Annotated in this window: 18 protein-coding genes, 1 tRNA gene and 3 pseudogenes; 11 read left to right on the forward strand and 11 right to left on the reverse strand. The window is 73.3% G+C overall.

Going from position 1 to position 19,071, the window contains the following annotated elements:
* Positions 1-119 precede the first annotated feature (119 nt).
* Positions 120-1,937, forward strand: coding sequence for an ABC transporter ATP-binding protein (locus ACGFQC_RS29630; protein ID WP_363090649.1), 1,818 nt, complete (start codon positions 120-122; stop codon positions 1,935-1,937).
* A 49-nt stretch (positions 1,938-1,986) separates the two neighbouring features.
* Here the strand turns inward: ACGFQC_RS29630 and ACGFQC_RS29635 are convergent, their stop codons facing one another.
* From ACGFQC_RS29635 to ACGFQC_RS29645, 3 genes and pseudogenes are all read right to left on the reverse strand, one after another.
* Positions 1,987-2,415, reverse strand: a complete 429-nt coding sequence (locus ACGFQC_RS29635) for a (2Fe-2S) ferredoxin domain-containing protein (RefSeq protein WP_363090648.1) — start codon at positions 2,413-2,415, stop codon at positions 1,987-1,989.
* 5 nt (positions 2,416-2,420) lie between these two features.
* Positions 2,421-2,960, reverse strand: coding sequence for an NUDIX hydrolase family protein (locus ACGFQC_RS29640; protein WP_363090647.1), 540 nt, complete (start codon positions 2,958-2,960; stop codon positions 2,421-2,423).
* Positions 2,961-2,967: 7 nt separating this feature from the next.
* Positions 2,968-3,489: pseudogene (locus ACGFQC_RS29645) on the reverse strand (amidohydrolase family protein); the annotation flags it as partial.
* A gap of 224 nt (positions 3,490-3,713) precedes the next feature.
* Here ACGFQC_RS29645 and ACGFQC_RS29650 point away from each other — a divergent pair.
* Positions 3,714-4,583 (forward strand): Cof-type HAD-IIB family hydrolase, encoded by an 870-nt coding sequence (locus ACGFQC_RS29650; RefSeq protein WP_363090646.1) that lies wholly within the window; start codon positions 3,714-3,716, stop codon positions 4,581-4,583.
* 63 nt (positions 4,584-4,646) lie between these two features.
* Here ACGFQC_RS29650 and ACGFQC_RS29655 read toward each other — a convergent pair whose 3' ends face one another.
* From ACGFQC_RS29655 to ACGFQC_RS29665, 3 genes are all read right to left on the reverse strand, one after another.
* A complete protein-coding gene (locus ACGFQC_RS29655) occupies positions 4,647-4,979 on the reverse strand; it encodes a DUF3140 domain-containing protein (RefSeq protein ID WP_363090645.1) in 333 nt (110 codons plus the stop codon).
* 118 nt (positions 4,980-5,097) lie between these two features.
* Positions 5,098-5,580, reverse strand: coding sequence for a DNA starvation/stationary phase protection protein (locus tag ACGFQC_RS29660; protein WP_363090644.1), 483 nt, complete (start codon positions 5,578-5,580; stop codon positions 5,098-5,100).
* Positions 5,577-5,867 (reverse strand): WhiB family transcriptional regulator, encoded by a 291-nt coding sequence (locus tag ACGFQC_RS29665; RefSeq protein WP_393288915.1) that lies wholly within the window; start codon positions 5,865-5,867, stop codon positions 5,577-5,579. Before ACGFQC_RS29665 ends, ACGFQC_RS29660 begins: the two co-directional genes overlap by 4 nt.
* A 219-nt stretch (positions 5,868-6,086) precedes the next feature.
* Between ACGFQC_RS29665 and ACGFQC_RS29670 the strand changes: the two genes are divergently transcribed.
* Entirely contained in the window at positions 6,087-7,274 is a 1,188-nt protein-coding gene (locus ACGFQC_RS29670; RefSeq protein WP_363090643.1) for a thiolase family protein, read from the forward strand.
* 93 nt (positions 7,275-7,367) lie between these two features.
* Positions 7,368-8,141 carry a sulfite exporter TauE/SafE family protein gene (locus tag ACGFQC_RS29675; protein WP_363090642.1) on the forward strand — a complete coding sequence of 258 codons (774 nt, stop codon included), beginning with the start codon at positions 7,368-7,370 and terminating at the stop codon, positions 8,139-8,141.
* On the opposite strand, the gene ACGFQC_RS29680 is transcribed toward ACGFQC_RS29675, so the two are convergent.
* Positions 8,130-8,927 (reverse strand): HAD-IIA family hydrolase, encoded by a 798-nt coding sequence (locus tag ACGFQC_RS29680; protein WP_363090641.1) that lies wholly within the window; start codon positions 8,925-8,927, stop codon positions 8,130-8,132. The two genes, ACGFQC_RS29675 and ACGFQC_RS29680, sit on opposite strands and share 12 nt — an antisense overlap.
* Before the next feature lie 128 nt (positions 8,928-9,055).
* Here ACGFQC_RS29680 and ACGFQC_RS29685 point away from each other — a divergent pair, with 128 nt between their 5' ends.
* Complete coding sequence (locus tag ACGFQC_RS29685) at positions 9,056-9,838, forward strand: cobalt-precorrin-6A reductase (RefSeq protein WP_363090640.1); 783 nt, start codon at positions 9,056-9,058, stop codon at positions 9,836-9,838.
* Between the two features lie 218 nt (positions 9,839-10,056).
* Positions 10,057-10,188 (forward strand): annotated as a pseudogene (locus tag ACGFQC_RS29690) (IS481 family transposase); the annotation flags it as partial.
* Positions 10,189-10,406: 218 nt separating this feature from the next.
* On the opposite strand, the gene ACGFQC_RS29695 reads toward ACGFQC_RS29690, so the two are convergent.
* The 3 genes from ACGFQC_RS29695 to ACGFQC_RS29705 form a co-directional block, all read right to left on the reverse strand.
* The gene (locus ACGFQC_RS29695) at positions 10,407-11,858 is read right to left on the reverse strand and encodes a WGR domain-containing protein (RefSeq protein WP_363090639.1); all 1,452 of its coding nucleotides are present in this window, start codon (positions 11,856-11,858) and stop codon (positions 10,407-10,409) included.
* A gap of 688 nt (positions 11,859-12,546) precedes the next feature.
* A complete protein-coding gene (gene cobF / locus ACGFQC_RS29700; RefSeq protein WP_363090638.1) occupies positions 12,547-13,332 on the reverse strand; it encodes a precorrin-6A synthase (deacetylating) in 786 nt (261 codons plus the stop codon).
* A 45-nt stretch (positions 13,333-13,377) separates the two neighbouring features.
* Positions 13,378-13,884 (reverse strand): DUF309 domain-containing protein, encoded by a 507-nt coding sequence (locus ACGFQC_RS29705; RefSeq protein ID WP_363090637.1) that lies wholly within the window; start codon positions 13,882-13,884, stop codon positions 13,378-13,380.
* A gap of 98 nt (positions 13,885-13,982) precedes the next feature.
* Between ACGFQC_RS29705 and ACGFQC_RS29710 the strand changes: the two genes are divergently transcribed.
* From ACGFQC_RS29710 to ACGFQC_RS29725, 4 genes are all read left to right on the forward strand, one after another.
* Positions 13,983-14,059, forward strand: a tRNA-Pro gene (locus ACGFQC_RS29710).
* Positions 14,060-14,231: 172 nt separating this feature from the next.
* Complete coding sequence (locus ACGFQC_RS29715; RefSeq protein WP_363090636.1) at positions 14,232-14,804, forward strand: TetR/AcrR family transcriptional regulator; 573 nt, start codon at positions 14,232-14,234, stop codon at positions 14,802-14,804.
* A gap of 113 nt (positions 14,805-14,917) precedes the next feature.
* Entirely contained in the window at positions 14,918-16,096 is a 1,179-nt protein-coding gene (locus ACGFQC_RS29720) for an acyl-CoA dehydrogenase family protein (RefSeq protein WP_363090635.1), read from the forward strand.
* A 2-nt stretch (positions 16,097-16,098) separates the two neighbouring features.
* Positions 16,099-16,857 (forward strand): SDR family NAD(P)-dependent oxidoreductase, encoded by a 759-nt coding sequence (locus tag ACGFQC_RS29725; protein ID WP_363090634.1) that lies wholly within the window; start codon positions 16,099-16,101, stop codon positions 16,855-16,857.
* Positions 16,858-16,863: 6 nt separating this feature from the next.
* Here the strand turns inward: ACGFQC_RS29725 and ACGFQC_RS29730 are convergent.
* Positions 16,864-17,710: pseudogene (locus ACGFQC_RS29730) on the reverse strand (GntR family transcriptional regulator); the annotation flags it as partial.
* 277 nt (positions 17,711-17,987) lie between these two features.
* On the opposite strand from ACGFQC_RS29730, the gene ACGFQC_RS29735 reads away from it, so the two are divergent.
* Positions 17,988-19,016, forward strand: a complete 1,029-nt coding sequence (locus tag ACGFQC_RS29735; RefSeq protein ID WP_363090633.1) for a sugar ABC transporter substrate-binding protein — start codon at positions 17,988-17,990, stop codon at positions 19,014-19,016.
* Positions 19,017-19,071: the final 55 nt, after the last annotated feature.

The raw sequence follows: 19,071 nt of genomic DNA on the forward strand, positions 1-19,071 counted from the left end.
GGGGGCGCACGGGAGCACCGGTGGCGTCCGGTGCGTTATTCCTTGGACTCCGTCGGAGCCGTCGCGGGACACTGCGAGGGCCGGCCCGGCCGGTTGCCGGACGACCGCACGGGGTGGGGATGGGATCGTCTCAAGCGCGCAAGGTCAGGCCCGGGAAGGGCTCCGTACTGCTGGCACTGCGGTACTACGGACGGGAGCTGGGCCGCCTCCGGTGGCTGGCCGTTCCCGCCCTGCTGCTGCCGGCGCTCGGCAACATCGGCATCAACTACATCGCCCCGCTGGTCGTCGCGAAGCTCGTCGGGCGGCTGGCCGGGGAGCCCGGCACCGGGGTCGGCCCGGTGCTGCCGTACGTGCTCGGCTTCGCCGGGGTGCTGCTGCTCGCGGAGACGCTGTGGCGGGTCGGGCTGCACTGCCTGAACCGCCTCGACGCGCTCGGCATCGAGCATCTGTACGTGATCGGCATGGACGAGCTGTTCGCCAAGGACGCCGCGTTCTTCCACGACAACTTCGCCGGGTCGCTGACCAAGCGGGTGCTGAGTTTCGCCTCCCGCTACGAGGAGTTCGTCGACACGCTCACGTTCCAGATCGTGGGCCGTCTCGTTCCCCTGCTGTTCGGTTCGGTGGTGCTGTGGCACTACGAGCCGCTGCTCGTCGTCGGACTGCTGACGATGATCGCCGTGACGGCGTGGTGCGTGGTGCCGCTGATCCGCCGTCGGCAGGCGCTCGTCGCCGAACGCGAGGAGGCCATCGCCCGGGTCTCCGGCCACGTCGCCGACAGCCTGATGAACATGGACACGGTCCGCGCGTTCGCGGCGGAGGAGCGCGAGGCCGCCGAGCACCGCTCCCGGGTCGCGGCGTCCCGGCGGCTCACCCTGCGCTCGTGGGACTACGGCAACCTGCGCATCGACACCCTGGTGGCGCCGATGTCCGTGCTGACCAACGCGCTGGGCCTGCTGCTCGCGGTCGCGCTCGGCGGGGGCGGCCACGGCGTGGAGGCGGTCGTGGTGGCCTTCACGTACTACTCCAACGCGACGCGGATCATGTTCGAGTTCAACCAGGTCTACCGCCGCCTGGAGAGTTCGATGACGGAGGCCGCCCAGTTCACCGAACTGCTGCTGTCGCCGCCGACCGTGCTCGACCCGCAGGTGCCGGAGCCGCTGCGGCCCGCCGCCGCCGACGTCCGCTTCGAGCGGGTGACCTTCGCCCACGGCGGCGCGCGGCCGCTCTTCGAAGGGCTCGACCTGGAGGTGCCCGGCGGGACGAAGCTCGGCCTCGTCGGCCGGTCCGGCGGCGGCAAGACCACACTGACCCGGCTCCTGCTGCGGATGACGGACATCGACGGCGGACGCATCCTCGTCGGCGGCCAGGACATCACCCGGCTGCGCCAGGCCGACCTGCGCGGCCTGATCGCCTACGTGCCGCAGGACCCGGCGATGTTCCACCGCTCGCTGCGGGACAACATCGCCTTCGCCCGGCCGGACGCCACCGAGGCCGAGGTCCACCGCGCCGCCGCGGCGGCCCACGTCACGGAGTTCGCCGACGCGCTGCCCGACGGCTTCGACACCCTGGTCGGCGAGCGGGGCGTCAAACTCTCCGGCGGTCAGCGCCAGCGGGTCGCGCTCGCCCGGGCGATCCTGCGCGACGCCCCGATCCTGCTGCTCGACGAGGCGACCAGCGCCCTCGACTCCGAGAGCGAGATCCTCGTCCAGGAGGCGCTGTGGCGGCTCATGGAGGGGCGGACGGCGCTGGTGGTCGCGCACCGGCTGAGCACCGTCGCCGGGATGGACCGGCTGGTCGTCCTGGACCGCGGCCGGATCGTCGAGCAGGGCACCCACCAGGAGCTGCTGACCGCCGACGGCACCTACGCCAAGCTGTGGCAGCACCAGTCGGGCGGCTTCCTCGACGACAGCCCGGCCCGGGCGGCCGATCTGCGCTGACCGCGCCGCCGGCGGGCCGGGGGCCGTCGGCGGCCCGCCGCCCGTCCCGTCACCCGCGGGTGCGGGCCGGGCGGGGCGGGCTGATGAACTGGAGCTCCAGGGCGGCAGGGGGCCCGGCGACACCCGGGCCGCCCGCCGCCGCCCAGGCCAGGATCTCCTCGGTGCAGTCGTCGTCCGTCGCGAAACCGACCCAGGTGGCCCGGCCGCCCGCCCGGCGGCCCGCGCCGGACGGCTGGACGACGATCACGTTGGCCTGGTCGCAGGGGCCCAGACAGTCCGTCGTACGGACCGCGAAGGTGCCCGCCGACGCGGCGGCCGCCGCCCGCAGGCGCTCCAGCTGCCAGGCGTGGTCGTAGCCGGGGTGCTTGCGGGCGTCGCCGCAGCAGCAGCCCCGGCAGACCACCAGGGTGCAGGGCCGGCGCGCGGCGGCGCCGACCGACACCACGCGCCGGGCGGGCGGGACGGAACGCGCTCCCACGCCGGTCAGGACGCCGACTGGCCGACGTGGGCCAGCGCCTGCCGCAGCAGGAAGCCGTGCCCGCCCGGCATCTCGCTCTGCACCGCGGGCGAGACCGCCTCCTGCGGGTCGAACCACACCAGGTCCAGGGCGTCCTGCCGGGGCCGGCAGTCGCCGGTCACCGGCACGATGTACGCCAGCGACACCGCGTGCTGACGCGGGTCGTGGTACGGCGTGATGCCCTGGGTGGGGAAGTACTCCGCGACCGTGAAGGGCTGCAGCGACGCCGGGACGCGGGGCAGCGCCATGGGGCCGAGGTCCTTCTCCAGGTGCCGCAGCAGGGCGTCGCGGACCCGTTCGTGGTGCAGGACCCGACCCGAGACCAGGGTCCGGCTGACGTTGCCGTCCGGTCCTATCCGCAGCAGCAGGCCGATCTTGGTGACTTCGCCGCTGTCGTCGACGCGCACGGGCACGGCCTCGACGTACAGGATCGGCATGCGGGAGCGGGCGAGTTCGAGTTCGTCCTGGCTCAGCCAGCCGGGCGTGGTATCGGTCAAGTCTGACATTGCTTGATCATACTTTCAGTCCGTCGGGAAGCCGGTAGACCCGGCGGGCGGTCTCCGTCCCGGCCCACCGGGCCAGGCGCGGCGCGTCGGGCAGGCCCAGTTCGTCGGCGTCCACCCGGTCCTGGAGCAGATCCCCCAGTCCCCGGCGGAACGCCGACGCGCCGAGCCCGTAGAACTCGGCCACGCCGTAGGCGTCCGAGCCGTACAGCAGCTTGCGGAACGGTGTGATCTCCAGCGCCTCCTCCAGGACCGTCCGCGCCCGCAACGGGCCGACGTGGTGCGGGGTGAGCCCCACGTCCAGGTACACCTGCTCGAACACCGCGGCCAGACGGGCGGCCTGCCGCTGGTAGGGCCGGCGGTGCGGGAGCAGTACCGGGACCGTGCCCGCGACGAGGTGCGGCCAGTCCGTCAGCCGGGCCGGATCCGCCCGGTGCGGGCGGACGTCGTCGTCGCCGAAGCAGGTGTGCGGCTGGAGCGGCAGCCCCAGGTCGACGGCCGTCCACAGCAGGTGCCGCACGAGCACGGGCTCCGCACCCGCGTCCCCCCTCCTTCGCGCGCCCTGCCCGTCCTCCGCCATTGTGCCGCCGGGCGATCACCGGTGTCCCGGGACCGGACGCGACCGCGACCCCAAGCCCAAGCCCAAGCCCAGGCCCAAGCCCAGACCCAGGCCCGGGCCTGGGATCGCGGTCGCGGGTACGTCCGGGGTCCCCCGGTAGGGTGACAATCCGGTCACCCCCGTACAGGAAGCAGGACATGCCCTACTCGCACGCCCCCCAGCTGACCGCGCCCGAGCCGGCGGCCGACGGCGCCGACATCCGTCTCGTCGTCACCGACATGGACGGCACACTGCTCGACGACGACAAGCGGACGCCCGACGGGCTCTGGGAGGTCCTCGCGCTGCTGCGGGAGCGGGGCGTGCTGTTCAGCCCCGCCAGCGGCCGGCAGTACGCGACGCTGGCGCGGGAGTTCGCCGAGGTCGCCGACGGGATGGTCTTCATAGCGGAGAACGGCGGCTACGTCGTCCGCGACGGCGAGGAACTCAGCTCCGACCCCCTGGACCCCGCAGCGGTCGCCCGCGTCGTCGACGCCGTACGGCGGCTCGTGGCGGGCGGCGCGGACGTCGGGGCCGTGGTCTGCGGGAAGCGGTCCGCGTACGTCGAGCGTGCCGACGAGGCCTTCCTCGCGGAGGTCGGCCGCTACTACCTGCGCCACCGGGTCGTCGAGGACGTCGCCGCCGTCGAGGACGACGTCATCAAGGTCGCCCTGTTCGACTTCGGGTCGGTGGCGGAGACCACCGCGCCCGCCCTGGCCCCGTTCGCGGAGACGCACCAGGTCGTCGTCTCCGGCGAGCACTGGGTCGACGTCATGAACCGCACCGCCAACAAGGGCGCCGCCCTGCGCCGGCTCCAGCGCGAGCTGGGCGTCACGCCCGCGCAGACCGTGGTGTTCGGCGACTACCTCAACGACCTGGAGATGCTGGACGCCGCCGACTGGTCCTTCGCCATGGCCAACGCCCACCCGGAGGTCGTCCGGCGGGCCCGCCACCTGGCCCCCTCCAACAACGACAACGGGGTGCTGCGCACCCTGGTCCGCCTTCTCGACCTGCCGGTGACGGGTATCTGACCCGGGGCCCGGCTCCGTCCGGCTCAGGGCTCCGGCGGCTCCCGGCTTCAGCGGTTCAGGGCTTCAGGGCTTCAGCGGATCGTGGCCGATCGTCATGAGCCGGTGGCGCAAGGCGGTGTCCTCGGCCGCGGGCTCGTCCGCCATGTCCGTCTCGTCGTCGACCGTCTCCACCACCTCCCGCATCACGCGGAGGTCGTCCTCGGTGAGGTCGGTGCGCCGCTTCTGGAGGATCGCCAGCACATGGCGGCCGGTCGGGGAACCCGCCTCCCGGGGCAGCGCCTCCGTGGTCTCGCCGGCGTCCCGCACTCGGAGCCAGGCGGCCAGCTCCTGCGAGGTCATGTTCACCACGCGGTGGAAGTCCTCCCACAGCGCGTCGAGTTCGAGAACGTCGGTCATGGCATCCCCTTCCGTCGTGCCACTGCGCCGTGCGCCCGAGTCGTGTGCGTGAGTCGGGCGCCCGCGTCGTGTCCCTGCCGCGGGGGCCGTGCCGGTGGTCGGTCCTCGCGGTCGGCGGTCAGTCCTCGCGCGGCCAGTTCTCCGCCTCGAACATCCACCGCTGCTTCTCCAGCTCGGCGGTGATGCCGATGAGCAGGTCCTGGGTGACCGGGTCGGCCTTCTCGGTGGTCCCGATCCGCTCCCGCAGCCGGTCGATGGCCGCGCCCAGGGTCTCCGCGATCACCCGCACCACGTCCTCGTCGCGCAGCCAGCCGTCCTTCGGGGACGGCAGCGTGAACGCCGACGCGATCGTCTCCGGGCGGCCGTCCGGCGGCAGGCCGAGCGCGGCGGTCCGCTCGGCGACCGTGTCGGCGAAGCCGCGGGCGGTCGTGACCACCTCGTCGAGCTGGAGGTGGATCGAACGGAACCGCGGGCCGACGATGTTCCAGTGCGCCTGCTTGCCGATCAGGGAGATCCCCAGCAGATCGACGAGCGTGGCCTGCAGCGCGTCGAAGGTGACCTGGCGGGCCGGTTCGGGCAGAGGGCTCTTGACGACAGTCATACGGCGGTCCTCCTTCTCACGTCGTCTCGTGCGGTACGGAGCAGGTCGGCGCGCTCCGCCTCGTCGGTACCGCCCCACACGCCGGACGTCTGCCCGCCGACGAGGGCGTACTCCAGGCAGTCGGCGGTCACCGGGCACCGCCCGCAGACCCGTTTGGCGTCCGCGGTCTCCCGCAACGCCGGTCCGGACGTGCCCACGGGGAAGAACAGCTCGGGGTCCTCGCCGATGCAGGCGGCACTGCGCAACCACTCCATGGGGGCGCGGGTGCCCAGGGCGATTCTGCGCAAACGCGGCCCCGGCGGGAGCGGCCCCGGTGGGAGCGGCCGCGGTCTCGGGGCGGGTGCGCGCGGGGCTCCGGGGCGGTCGGCGCCGCCGCCCGGTGACCTTCCGGTGGCCTTCCCACAGGACGTGACGGCGGTCTATAGTCCGAAACTAGCAGTGCTAATTAAGTAGTGGTGGTCAATCTGTCGGACCACAGCGTCGTCGTCGGTCAGGAGTCCCCAGTCGTGCGTCCCGTCCACTTCGCGGCCGCCCGCCGCACCCCCATCGGCAAGCTGCGCGGCGCCCTGTCCGCCGTACGGCCCGACGACCTCGCCGCGGGTGTCATCCGCGGCCTGGTCGCCGACCTGCCCGCGCTCGATCCGGCGCGGATCGACGACGTGTACTGGGGCGCCGCCAACCAGGCCGGCGAGGACAACCGCAACGTCGCCCGCATGGCCGCCCTGCTCGCCGGACTCCCCGAGACCGTGCCCGGCGCCACGGTGAACCGGCTGTGCGCCTCGGGCATGGAGGCGGTCACCGCCGCCGCCCGCACGATCGCCGCCGGCGAGGCCGAGATCGTGCTCGCGGGCGGCTCCGAGTCGATGAGCCGCGCCCCCTTCGTGCTCGCCCGCCCCGACGAGGCCCTCCCGCACCGGATGGAGACCGTCGACACCCGGCTCGGCTGGCGCCTGGTCAACCCCGCCATGAAGGACCTGCACGGCCTGCTGGCGATGGGCGAGACCGCCGAGGAGGTCGCCGAACGGTACGGCATCCCCCGCGAGCGCCAGGACGACTTCGCGCTCCGCAGCCACCGCCGTGCCGCCCTCGCCCGCGACAAGGGCCACTTCGATGACGAGATCCTGCCGGTGAGGCTCCCGGACGGCGCGGTCGTCGACGCCGACGAGTGCGTCCGGGAGGACACCTCCTACGACAAGCTCGCCCGGCTCCGGCCCGTCTTCCGGCAGGACGGCACGGTCACCGCGGGCAACGCCTCCCCGATGAACGACGGTGCCGCCTGTCTCCTCCTCGCCAGCGAGGAGGCCCTGAACGCGCTGGGCCTGGAATCCCTCGGCCGCTACGTCGCGGGCGCCTCCGCCGGTGTCCACCCCGACGTGATGGGCATCGGCCCGGTCCCCGCGACCCGCAAGGCGCTGGACCGCGTCGGGTGGAGCGTCGACGATCTCCAGGAGGCCGAGTTCAACGAGGCGTTCGCCGCACAGGCGCTGGCCTGTGTGGACCAGTTGGGCATCGACCCCGAACTGGTCAATCCCAGCGGCGGCGCGATCGCCCTCGGCCACCCGCTCGGCTGCTCCGGGGCCCGCATCCTCACCACGCTGCTGCACCGGATGCGGCGCACGGGCGCGGAGCGGGGCCTGGCGACCATGTGCGTCGGGGTGGGGCAGGGCAGCGCGGTGCTGGTCGAGCGGCACTGACGCGCCACGACGGGGCGGCCCGGCGGCCCGGCGGCCGCCGGACGGGAGGCTCCTCACCGGGGCCGATCACGTGTGCGTAGCATCGGTCTCCGCATGAACACGATGACGTTGTGGCACATCACCGGCTGGGAGCTCGCCGCCCTCGCCCTCGCGGCCCTCCTGGTGGGCTTCTCCAAGACGGCCGTCAGCGGGGCCAACACGGTCAGCCTGGCGATCTTCGCCGCGGTCCTGCCCGCCCGCGCATCCACCGGCGTCCTCCTGCCGATCCTGATCGCCGGGGACGTACTGGCCGTCCTCACCTACCGGCGGCACGCCCACTGGCCCACGCTGTGGCGGCTGTTCCCGGCGGTGGCCGCCGGTGTCGTCGCCGGCACGCTGTTCCTGATGTGGGCCGACGACGCGGCCGTGCGCACCTCCATCGGCGCGATCCTGCTGTTCATGGCCGGAGTCACGGTGTGGCGGCGGCGCACCGCCGAGGCGGCCGACGACCCCGACGCCGTGGTGACCCGCGCCGGCCGTCTGAAGGCCCGCTCCTACGGCGTCCTCGGTGGCTTCACCACGATGGTCGCCAACGCCGGCGGCCCGGTGATGTCGATGTACCTGCTGTCGGCGGGATTCCGCAAACTCGGCTTCCTGGGCACCTCCGCCTTCTTCTTCCTCATCGTCAACATCTCCAAGGTGCCGTTCAGCGTGGGCCTCGGCCTGATCGACGGCCGCTCGCTGCTCCTGGACGCGGCGCTCGCCGCGTTCGTCGTCCCCGGGGCGCTGCTCGGCAGGTGGGCGGTGCACCGCATCGACCAGCTGCTGTTCGAGCGGCTCGTCATCGCGGCGACGGTGGTGGGCGGCCTCCAGCTGCTACTGCGCTGACCGCGGCCCCGCCAGCAGGGCGGGCAGGTCCGCGAACGAGTCGACCACGTGGTCCGGGGTGCCGTCGGCCGCCTCCAGCGCCTCCGGCAGGAACTTGCCGGTCCTGACCAGCACCCCGCCGATCCCCGTCCGTTGCGCCGCGAGGACGTCCGACTCGACGTCGTCGCCCACCATCAGCGCCTCCCCGGCGCCCACCCCGAGGCGCCCCAGCGCGGCCGCGAAGAACGCCGGCGACGGCTTCCCCGTCACCTCGGCCGCCACCCGTGCGGCCGCCTCCAGCCCCGCCAGGAACGCCCCGGCGTCCAGCCGCAGTCCCGCGTCGGTGCGCCAGTACAGGTTGCGGTGCATCGCCACCAGCCGCGCGCCCCGCTGGAGGTGCCCGAAGACCCGGTCCAGCGCCTCGTAACCGAACTCGGGGCCCGCCCCGCCTAGGACCACCACGTCCACGCCGTCCGCGTCGAGGCCGACCAGGTTCACGCCCGCGAGGTCCTCCTCGACGTCACCGCTGTTCAGCAGAGCGCACCGGGCGCCCGGAAACCGCTCGGCCAGGTGGGCGGCGGTCGCGGCCGGCGCGGTGAGGACGTCCTCGGCGCCCACCGGGAACCCGGCGTCCGCCAGCGTCGCCGCGATCGAGGCCCGGGTCCGCGAGGTCGTGTTGGTGACGAGGACGACGCCGAACCCGGCCCCCCGCACCGCCCGCAGCGCCTCCACCGCCCCCGGCAGCGGCCTCCAGGAGACGGTGAGGACCCCGTCGACGTCGATCAGGACGGCACGCACAGCACCCATACGGGGACGATAACGCCGGGATCGGCGGTCCGCCGGAAAGGATCACCCGGGTGCTGCCCGGGTCCGGCCCCGCGCGTCCGCCGCCCCCTCCGCGTCCGCCGCCGCCCCGGCCTCGTACTCTCGACGCCATGTCCGCCCACGTCCTGGTCCTCGGCGGCACCACCGAGGCCCGCGAACTGGCCGCCGCCCTCGCGGCCCGCCCCGGTGTCCGGGTGACCTCGTCACTGGCGGGGCGGGTGTCCCGGCCGGGGGCCCTCGCGGGGGACGTCCGCAGCGGCGGGTTCGGCGGGGCCGACGGGCTCGCGGCCTGGCTGGCCGAGCACGCCGTGGACGCCGTGGTCGACGCCACCCACCCCTTCGCCGCCGGCATCACCGCGAACGCGGCGCACGCCGCGACCGCCGCCGGACGGACCCTGATCGTGCTGCGCCGGCCGGGCTGGCGGCCCGGCCCCGGCGACCGCTGGCACCCCGTGGGCTCCCTGGCGCAGGCGGCGGAACTGCTGCCCCGGCTGGGCGGACGCGTCCTGCTGACGACGGGACGCCTGGGCCTCGCCGCCTTCGCGCACCTCACCGGGCCGCACTTCGTCGTCCGGTCCGTGGAGCCGCCCGCGCCGCCGATGCCGCCGGACACCGAAGTCGTCCTGGCCCGCGGCCCGTTCACCGTCACCGACGAACTGGCGCTGCTGCGGGAGCACCGCATCGACGTGCTGGTCACCAAGGACAGCGGGGGAGCGGCGACGGCCGCGAAGCTGACGGCCGCACGCCGGCTGGACCTGCCCGTCGTGGTCGTACGGCGGCCGCCGCTGCCGGACGGCGTGACGGCGGTCCCGGACGTGGCCGGAGCACTGGAGCGGCTGGGGCTGCGGGGCGCCGCCGGTTTCCGCCGGCCGGACCCGCCGGACGGGCCCTAGGTGCAATGCCGGTGACTTAGCGATCGATTCGAGGCTCTGACGTGCGAAAACGTCGCCAGTCAGGGCTTCCGGCAGCCGTTGAGTCACTGGCATTGGCCCTAGGTGTCCTGCCCGCGGAGGTTGGTGACAGCGATCACTGAAGGGTGATCTTGAACGAGTGAGGGCCTTCCGGGTCCGGTGTGGATCGCGACCTCTACGCCCGGCCGCAGGAGGCCCTCGTGGCCCACCGCAATGCCCCGCTGACCCCGACCGGCAGACTGCGTCCGGCCCGGTGCGTCGTGGACGACGGCCGGCCGTCGCGCCGGGCCGAGGAACGCCTCCAGGTCGGCCACACCGCCGCCGCCCCCTGGACGAGGCCGGCTGACAGGCAGTCGTCGATCGTCACAGAGGCGTACGACAACGATGCGGTGGCCGCCGACGGCAGCCGCAGGGCCGTCGCCGACGCCCGTTGCCACCGGCGGCTGGTACGGCGGCCGGGCGGGACGCGCCAGTCACCTGGCCCTGGTGTCCGAGGGGGATTCCGAGGCCGTAAAGGGGGTGACGCCGGGCGTCCCCGGTGCAGGGTGCGTCACAGCAGCCGCCGGATGTCGCCGCGGACCCGGTAGAAGCCGCCTGCCGCCGTGTGCAGGGCGTCCACCACGTAGCGTGCTCCGGGCTCGCGTATCGCGCGCGGGAACTGGACGTTCAGCGCTGGATCGTAGCCCTCGGACACCACGTGCACCCGGATGCGTCCCGCCTCGCTGACGCACTCCACGACGACCGCCCCCGCCGGGGCCCGGGTGACGGTGGCCACCGCGGCCGCGGCCGTGGCCGGCTCGTAGGTCGGCAGGGCCGCGGCGAGCTTGACGTCCCGCGCCACGGGGACCGTACCCTGCTGCGCCGCGGAGACGGCCGCCTCGCTCGCGTCGACGCACACCAGCGAACCGTCCGTGGTCACCAGGTACAGCCGCTCCTCGTGGTACTGCATCGACAGCGCGGAACCGCCGCCGGTGCCGAGCTTCCACAGGCGTGTGCCGTCCTGGTCGAAGCAGTAGACGGACGAGGCCGCGTCGCCCGCGAAGACGAACTGCCCGCCGGGTGAGGTGGCGCACGAGTACACCGCGCTGTCGCACGCGTACGTGGCCTCGATCGCGCCGGTCCGCTTCGACAGCCGCTGGACCACCTTGTGGGCGGTGCCCGCGTACACGACGTCGTCCTCCTGCCAGCCGAACAGGACACCGCCCCGGGTGGACGTGTGCCACAGTTCCCTGCCGCCGTCCGGCGCGTAGGCCGTGACGCCCCGGTGGTGTCCGTGGTAGACGGCCCGGTCGTCGGCGCGGACCATCCAGGCGTGCTCACCCTGGCTGCGTCGGGACCACTGGTGCTCGTCCTCGTGGTCGATGACGGTGAGCCGGCCCTCGCGGTCGGAGACGTCCAGGACGCCCTCGTGGATGTCGAGCCAGAAGATGTCGACGTCCGCCGCGATGTCGTAGGCGGCGAAGGGCAGCTTGGAGGACAGGTCGTACACCTTGCCGTCGTCACAGCCGGCGTAGATCCAGAAGTCGTCGGCCACCAGGCACTTCACGCCGTCCGGCAGGCTGAAACGGGCCAGCGTGTTGCCGTCGTGGTCCAGGGTGTACACGTCGCCCGCCTGGTTGCCGACCCAGCAGCGGTCGCCGTCGACGTGGATGCCGAACGCCGAGGAGCCGGTGGCGAACCGCCACACCACGGGGGCGACGGCGCGCGCGGTGGACGGGGCCGAGGCCACCTGACGCCGGGTCACCGCGCGCGGGGCACGCTGTCCCGGAACGGCCGGGGCGTATCCCCTGCGGACCTTCTCGCCGACCTTCTTCGCGGCCGCGGCGCGTGCTTTCTCCGCCGTGGGGAACGTCGTCGTCTGGGTCTGCCCGCCGGCGCCGATCCGCCCGTAGCGCACCGTCACCACCTGTCCGTCGACGGTCACTTCGTAGAACTTGTGCGCGCCGTCACCCTCCTGTGACAACTCCAGATACGTCGTCGACCCCGCGGACCCGGCAGACATGGCACACCCCTCCCCACAGCGGACCCGTGGCCTTTCCGACGGGTCCCACTGCTCACACCGTAGGAGGAGCCACTGACAATCACCCCCTCCCGCCGACGGCCCCGGCAGGTGCTCCCGGACGCGCTTGACGGGCGCCACCCCGACCTGGCCCTGGACATCCGTCCGGCGGCGACCGTCCGGCGGCCGGGAAGGATGGTCCGCGGTCCGCCGGTACGTCTCACCGGGTGACCGACGGCGCACACGGACCGTTCCCCAGGGCGGTTCCGCAGTCCTCGAGAGTGCGGCCGGCCACCCGTCCCTGCGACTCGGCCCTGGACACGTCCAGGACCACGGAGTGCGCCAGCTGGTCGACGGCGTAGCGGGTGAGCGGCGGCTCCGCGTGCGGGGCGCAGCCGGGCCAGCCTCTGGGCCGCGCCCGCCGCGGCCTGGGCCACCGGCAGCGGGGTGTGGCCGACGCGCGCCCGTACGCCGTGGGCGCGCGGGACCGTCCGGACCGCTTCGTCCCGGTCGTACGGCACCGGGCCGGCGATGTCGTACGCGCCCGGCGGCCAGTCGGCGGCCGGCAGGCATGCCTCGGTGAGGTTCTCGACGGTGGTCAGGCTGAGCAGGACGCTCGGCCCGGGCAGCACGAGCAGCCCGCGGCGGACACGGGAGAGCAACCGTCAACGAACGGCTGTGACCGGCACTTTCACAACAGGCCCCGGTCGTCCCGGGGACTGCGGCGCAGGAGGTAGGTGTCCATGATCCAGCCCTTGCGTTCGCGTGCCTCGGCGCGCAGACGCTCGATGCGGGGACCGGCCTCGGCGAGCGGGCCGGAGACCAGGATCTCGTCCGGGGTGCCGATGTAGGCACCCCAGTAGATGTCGATGTCCTGGTCGGCGTACCGGCGGAAGGCCTGGTGGGCGTCGAGCATCACCACCACGTCGTCCACCCCCTCCGGGAACCCCTCGGCGAGCCGCCGCCCGGTGGTGATCTGCACCGGCCCGGCCACCCGGTTCAGGCCCGTGCGGTGGCGGGCGACGAGCGCCGAGACGCTGCTGACGCCGGGCACCACGTCGTACTCGAAGGTCACCGTGCCCCGCGCCAGCACCTCCTCCAGGATGCCGAGCGTGCTGTCGTACAGCGCGGGGTCGCCCCACACCAGGAACGCGCCGCTCTCGTCCTCGCCGAGTTCCCCGGCGATCAGCCGTTCGTAGATCCCGGCGCGGGCGCTGCGCCAGTCGCCGACGGCGGGGGAGTACGCGGCGCCGCCCGCGCGGCGGTCCCGCTCCGGGTCGCGGGCCTCCACGACCCGGTAACCGCCCTCCGGCAGATGCGTCTCCAGCATGTCCAGGCGCAGCCGCGTGAGGTCGCTCTTCACCTCGCCCTTGTCGAGGACGAAGAACACGTCCGTGTTCCGCAGCGCCCGGACCGCCTGGAGGGTCAGCTGGTCGGGGTCGCCCGCGCCGATACCGATGACATGAATCCTTCGCACGGCCACGAGTCTGCCGTACGCCACCGGCGGTGACGGTGGCGGGTGTCAGCGCAGCCGCGGCGCCGAGGCCCGCGCGTCCACCGCCGTCCCCGACTCCTCCACCTCCCCCGCCAGCCGCCGCGCCCAGTCGGCCAGTGCGGCGAGGTCCATCCCGTACGGATCCCACCGCCCGCAGTCGTCGGCCCACTCCTCCACGGACGCCGCCCCGCGCCGCAACAGACGCGGCCCGCCCGTGAGGTTGCCGCGGGCGGCGTGGGTGAGACCCACCGCGAGCTGGGCCAGCCCCCGCCACAGCGCGCGCTCCGCCTCCGGGCCCGACTTCCAGGCGTCCTCGAACACCTCGTGGGCGTGGAACGGCTTCCCGGCGTCCAGCAGCGCCTGAGCCTCGGCGACACTCTCCCGCGGACGGCGTACGACGCCCTCGGGCTGGCGTTCCACCCCGGCCGCCCCGTACGGCAGAGGCCGCCCCAGCCCGTCCCGGGGCCGCGCGCTGCGCGCCCGCCCCTCCTCGTCCCGGTCCCGCGCGTCCCCGCCGTTCCTCATGCTGCCCATGGGGCGATTGTCCCGCGCCGGTGCCCCTTTCGGTGCAGCGCCCGGTGTGGGGTAAAGTGCTGTTCGCGCGATCACGCGGGAATCCGCGGGAAGCGCACCGGGACGTGGCGCAGCTTGGTAGCGCACTTGACTGGGGGTCAAGGGGTCGCAGGTTCAAATCCTGTCGTCCCGACCAGCTTCATCGCCGGTCGGAAGCCGCTTTCTCATCCGTGAGAAGGCGGCTTCGGTGCGTTCGGGGGATGTCCCGGCGCGATGAGGGGACGGCTGGATCCCGTGTGCCGAGGCCCGACCGAGCCGATTCCGGATCGGGCGGCCGGGCGCGGCGAAGGCGCGGATATTCTGGCACCATGCCGTCCCCCCGCCGCACCGCCCGACAGGCCGACCTGCTGGAACGACTCGTCGCGCTGCTGACGGCACAGGGGTTCTCCGACCTCACCCTGGACGACCTCGCCGAGCGGCTGCGCTGCTCCAAGACCACCCTGTACCAGCTGGCCCGCAGCAAGCAGGGGCTGGTCGTGGAGGCGGTCAAGCACTACTTCCGGGGCGCGACCGAGGCCGTGGAGAAGCGGGTGGCGCAAACCGACGACCCCTCCGACCGCGTCCGCGTCTACCTGACGGCCGTCGCCGAGCAACTGCGCCCGCTGTCCCGCCGCTTCCTCGACGACGTGGCCGAGTTCCCGCCCGCGCGCGAGGTGTACGAGGCCAACACGCGCATGGCCGCGGAGCGGGTGCGCCGGCTGATCGCGGAGGGCGTCTCCGACGGGGCCTTCCGCGAGGTGCACACCGCCTTCGTCGGCGAGGTCGCCGCCGCCACCATGCGCCAGATCCAGCAGGGCGAGCTGAAGGCGCGCACCGGGCTGACCGACGCCGAGGCCTACGAGCAGCTCGCCTCGCTCATCGTGCACGCCGTCTCCTCCTGAGACCGGCGGCTCCGGCACCTTCGACCCCGTCCGCGGATGCCCTCGCGCGCCCACGTGCAGTACTGTGAATGATACTTTCGTACTCCTTCCAGTATCACTCCGTGGAGGTCGGCATGCCTGCCACTCGCGCCCTGCCCACCGAGGAGGCCGTCGACCTCGTCGAGCTGACGCGCACCCTCGCCGCCAGGGAACTCGCGCCCCGGGTCGCCGACGCGGAGGCGGACGGGACGTTCCCGCGGGACGTCTTCCGCACCCTCGGGCGCAGCGGCCTGCTCGGGCTGCCCTTCGCCGAGGAGGACGGCGGGGCGGGACAGCCGTACGAGGTGTACCTCCAGGTCCTGGAGGAGGTCGCCGCGGTCTGGTCCAGTGTGGCCGTGGGGATCTCGGTGCACGCGCTGTCCTGTTTCCCGCTGGCCCGCTTCGGCACCGACGCGCAGCGGCGCAAGTGGCTGCCCGAGATGCTGGGCGGAGAACTGCTCGGCGCGTACTGCCTCTCCGAGCCGCACGCCGGCTCGGACCCGGCGGCGATGCTCACGCGCGCCGTCCGCGACGGCGACGAGTACGTCCTCAACGGCGCCAAGGCGTGGACCACGCACGGCGGGTACGCCGACTTCTACACGGTCATGGCCCGCACCTCCGACGACCGCGCCCGCGGCATCTCCTGCTTCCTCGTCCCGGCCGACACCCCGGGGCTCAGCGCCGACCCGCCGGAGCGGAAGATGGGCCTGACGGGGTCGGCGACGGCCACCATGCGCCTCGACGACGTGCGGGTGCCCGTCGAACGGCGGATCGGGGAGGAGGGGCAGGGCTTGAAGATCGCGCTCGCCTCCCTGGACTGCGGCAGGCTCGGCATCGCCGCCGTCGCCACCGGCCTGGCCCAGGGCGCCCTGGACCACGCGGTGCGCTACGCCCGCGAGCGCGAGACCTTCGGCAAGCCGATCATCGAGCACCAGGGTCTGGCCTTCGTCCTCGCCGACATGGGGGCGGCGACCGAGTCGGCGCGCGCCACGGCGCTCACCGCCGCCCGGCTCAAGGACGCCCGTCTGCCCTTCACCCGGGAGGCGTCCGTCGCCAAGCTCGTGGCCACCGACAACGCCATGAAGGTGACCACGGACGCGGTGCAGGTCCTGGGCGGGTACGGATACACCCGCGACTTCCCCGTCGAGCGCTACATGCGCGAGGCGAAGGTCATGCAGATCTTCGAGGGAACCAATCAGATCCAGCGCATGATCATCTCGCGTGCGCTGGACCGGAACGAGGGCGGTGCGCTCACCGTCTTCGGCAAGGAGTGATGATGCAGCTCGAGAACACCGCCGCCCTTGTCACCGGTGGTGCGTCCGGCCTCGGCGCGGCCACCGCGAAGGCGCTCGCCGAGGCCGGCGCGCGGGTCTTCGCCCTGGACCTCAAGGACGGCATCGACCAGGCGCCCGAGGTGTCCGGCGTGAGCTACGTGCCCGCCGACGTCACCGACCCCGAGCAGGTGCGGGCCGCCGTCGCCACCGCGGCCGGCTCGGGCGTGCCGCTGCGCACCGTCGTCAACTGCGCCGGCATCGGCCCCTCGATGCGGATCCTCGGCAAGAAGGGCGTCCACGACCTCGCCCTGTACGCGAAGGTGATCCAGATCAACCTGGTCGGCACCTTCAACGTGCTCGCGCTCGCCTCGGAGGCCATCGCCGACACCGAGGCCGACGGGAACGGCCAGCGGGGCGTGATCGTCAACACCGCCTCCATCGCCGCCTACGACGGCCAGATCGGCCAGGCCGCCTACTCCTCCTCCAAGGGCGGCGTCGTCGGACTGACCCTGCCCGCCGCCCGCGATCTCGCCCAGTACGGCATCCGGGTGTGCACCATCGCCCCGGGCATCGTCGAGACCCCCATGCTGGCCACCGTCTCCGAGGAGTTCCGCGCCTCGCTCGCCGCCGGCGTGCCCTTCCCGCGCCGGCTCGCCCGGCCCGAGGAGTACGCCAGGCTCGCCCTGGCGATCGTCGACCACGACTACCTCAACGGCGAGACCATCCGCATGGACGGCGCGCTGCGGATGGCACCGCGGTGACGCTCGGGGCCTGACCGGCAGTCGGAAGTCGAAGGCGTACCGGGGCGCACGGCAGACGTGCGTCCCGTACTCGACCGGGCGTCCCGTGTCGTCGTACGCCGTGCGCCGGATGGTCGGCGGGGCCGCCCCGTCCGCTCCGCGAGGAGGGGCGGCCTCCCCGGCGGTGGCGGAGCGGGCGCCGACGGTCTGCCGGGCGCTGTGCGGCGTGACGCCCGCCGCGCGCGGCAGCCGGTACGGGCCCGGTCGCCTCCAGCCGTGCCGTGCCGTGCCGTGGCGGGGCCCGGCAGGGCCGGGGGCAGGTGGCCGCACAGGCGGGCCACCGGCTGTCCGTGCGTCGAGCGCAGCCGCTCCAGGAGCGTGACCTCGGCGCCCTCCGGCATTCCCGGCGCGGCGGCATCGGCCGCGGCCGGGACGCGTTCGTCGCGGACGACGCGCGTGGTCGGTCCCCGCCCGGCCGCCTCCAGGTCGTCGTGGAGGCTGCTCGGTTCCAGCGGCCGTCTCACCCGGCTGTGCACCGCCTGCGTGCCCACTCCGCGGCGGCGCACCAGCAGACCCTTGTCGACCAGCGACCAGCGACCAGCGACCAGCGATCAGCGACCGGATGGCCCGGCGGACCGTCGGGCGGGACGGGCCGAGCCGGATGGGCGGGGCGATCTCGTTGCCGAGCAGGTCGCCGGGGGCGAGTCCCCGTGCGTGATGGCCGCCTCCAGCTGCTGGGCGAGCCGGTGGTGTAGCGGCACCGGGCTGCCGCGGTCCGCATGAGATCCAGCGCGTCCAGCGCGTCCAGCGCGTCCAGCGCCGACCCCGACCCCTGCCCCGACACGGTGCGGGAACGGTCACCGGTCCTCGGTATCGGACACCTCCGCGGGGGTGGGTGGCGCTCCTGCGTTCGGGGTAGAGATCGCTCCCGCGGGTGTAGGACCCGCGCGCCCCCTGTTCATACTTTGTCCTTACATTCGGACCTGCTTGTGAAATGATGTCTTAACAAAGTATTGACAGTGGGCGCCCCAGGGGATTGGATCCCGTCCCAGCAGCGCGCAGTTCCCGACCCTCCGGTCCGGGCCCGGATCCTCGTGATCGCCTCCCCCTTTTCCCGTCGTTCCCCTGTCGCACAGTGAGGTGCAGGAAAGATGGACAGCTCTTCCCCCTCCCGTCCCTCCCGTTCCCGCGGAATCGCCCCGGTCGTGGCCCTGGCCGCCGCGGCCGCCCTGACCCTGGCGGGCTGCTCCAGCAGCTCCGGCGGCAAGAAGGCCGAGGACGGAGGGGGTGAGGCCGCCGCCGGCAAGGCCACGACGCCCCGGATGACCGTCGCGCTGGTGACCCACCAGTCTCCCGGGGACACCTTCTGGGACATCGTCCGCAAGGGTGCCGAGGCCGCCGCCGCCAAGGACAACGTCAAGCTGGTCTACTCCGCCGACCCCAACGCCGGGAACCAGGCCAACCTGGTGCAGAACGCGATCGACCAGAAGGTCGACGGCATCGCCGTCACCCTCGCCAAACCCGACGCCCTCAAGGACGTCGTCGCCAAGGCGAAGGCCGCGAACATCCCCGTCGTCGGCCTCAACTCCGGTGTCAGCGAGTGGAAGAGCCTCGGTCTGCTGGAGTTCTTCGGCCAGGACGAGACCGTGGCCGGCGAGGCGCTCGGCAACCGGCTGAACTCCGAGGGCGCCAAGAAGGTCGCCTGCGTCATCCAGGAACAGGGCAACATCGGCCTCACCCAGCGCTGCGACGGGGTGAAGAAGACCTTCTCCGGCACCACGGAGACCGTGTACGTCAACGGCACCGACATGCCCTCGGTGAAGTCGACGATCACCGCCAAGCTCAAGCAGGACAGTGCCGTCGACTACGTCGTGACCCTGGGCGCCCCGTTCGCGCTGACCGCCGTCCAGTCGGTGTCGGAGGCGGGCAGCAAGGCGAAGATCGCCACCTTCGACCTGAACAAGAACCTCACGGGCGCCATCGACCAGGGCACCATCCAGTTCGCCGTCGACCAGCAGCCCTACCTCCAGGGCTACCTGGCGATCGACTCGCTGTGGCTCTACAAGAACAACGGCAACTACCTGGGCGGCGGGGAGCAGCCGGTGCTCACCGGTCCGGCCTTCGTCGACAAGTCCAACGTCGACGCGGTCGCCGCGTTCGCCGCGAAGGGCACCCGGTGATGAGCATGACCCAGCAGGCTGCGCCGGCGGTGACCCCACCGCCGGTCCCCGGCCC

The sequence above is a fragment of the Streptomyces sp. NPDC048734 genome, from assembly GCF_043198675.1.
In the GTDB taxonomy this organism is placed as follows: Bacteria; Actinomycetota; Actinomycetes; order Streptomycetales; family Streptomycetaceae; genus Streptomyces.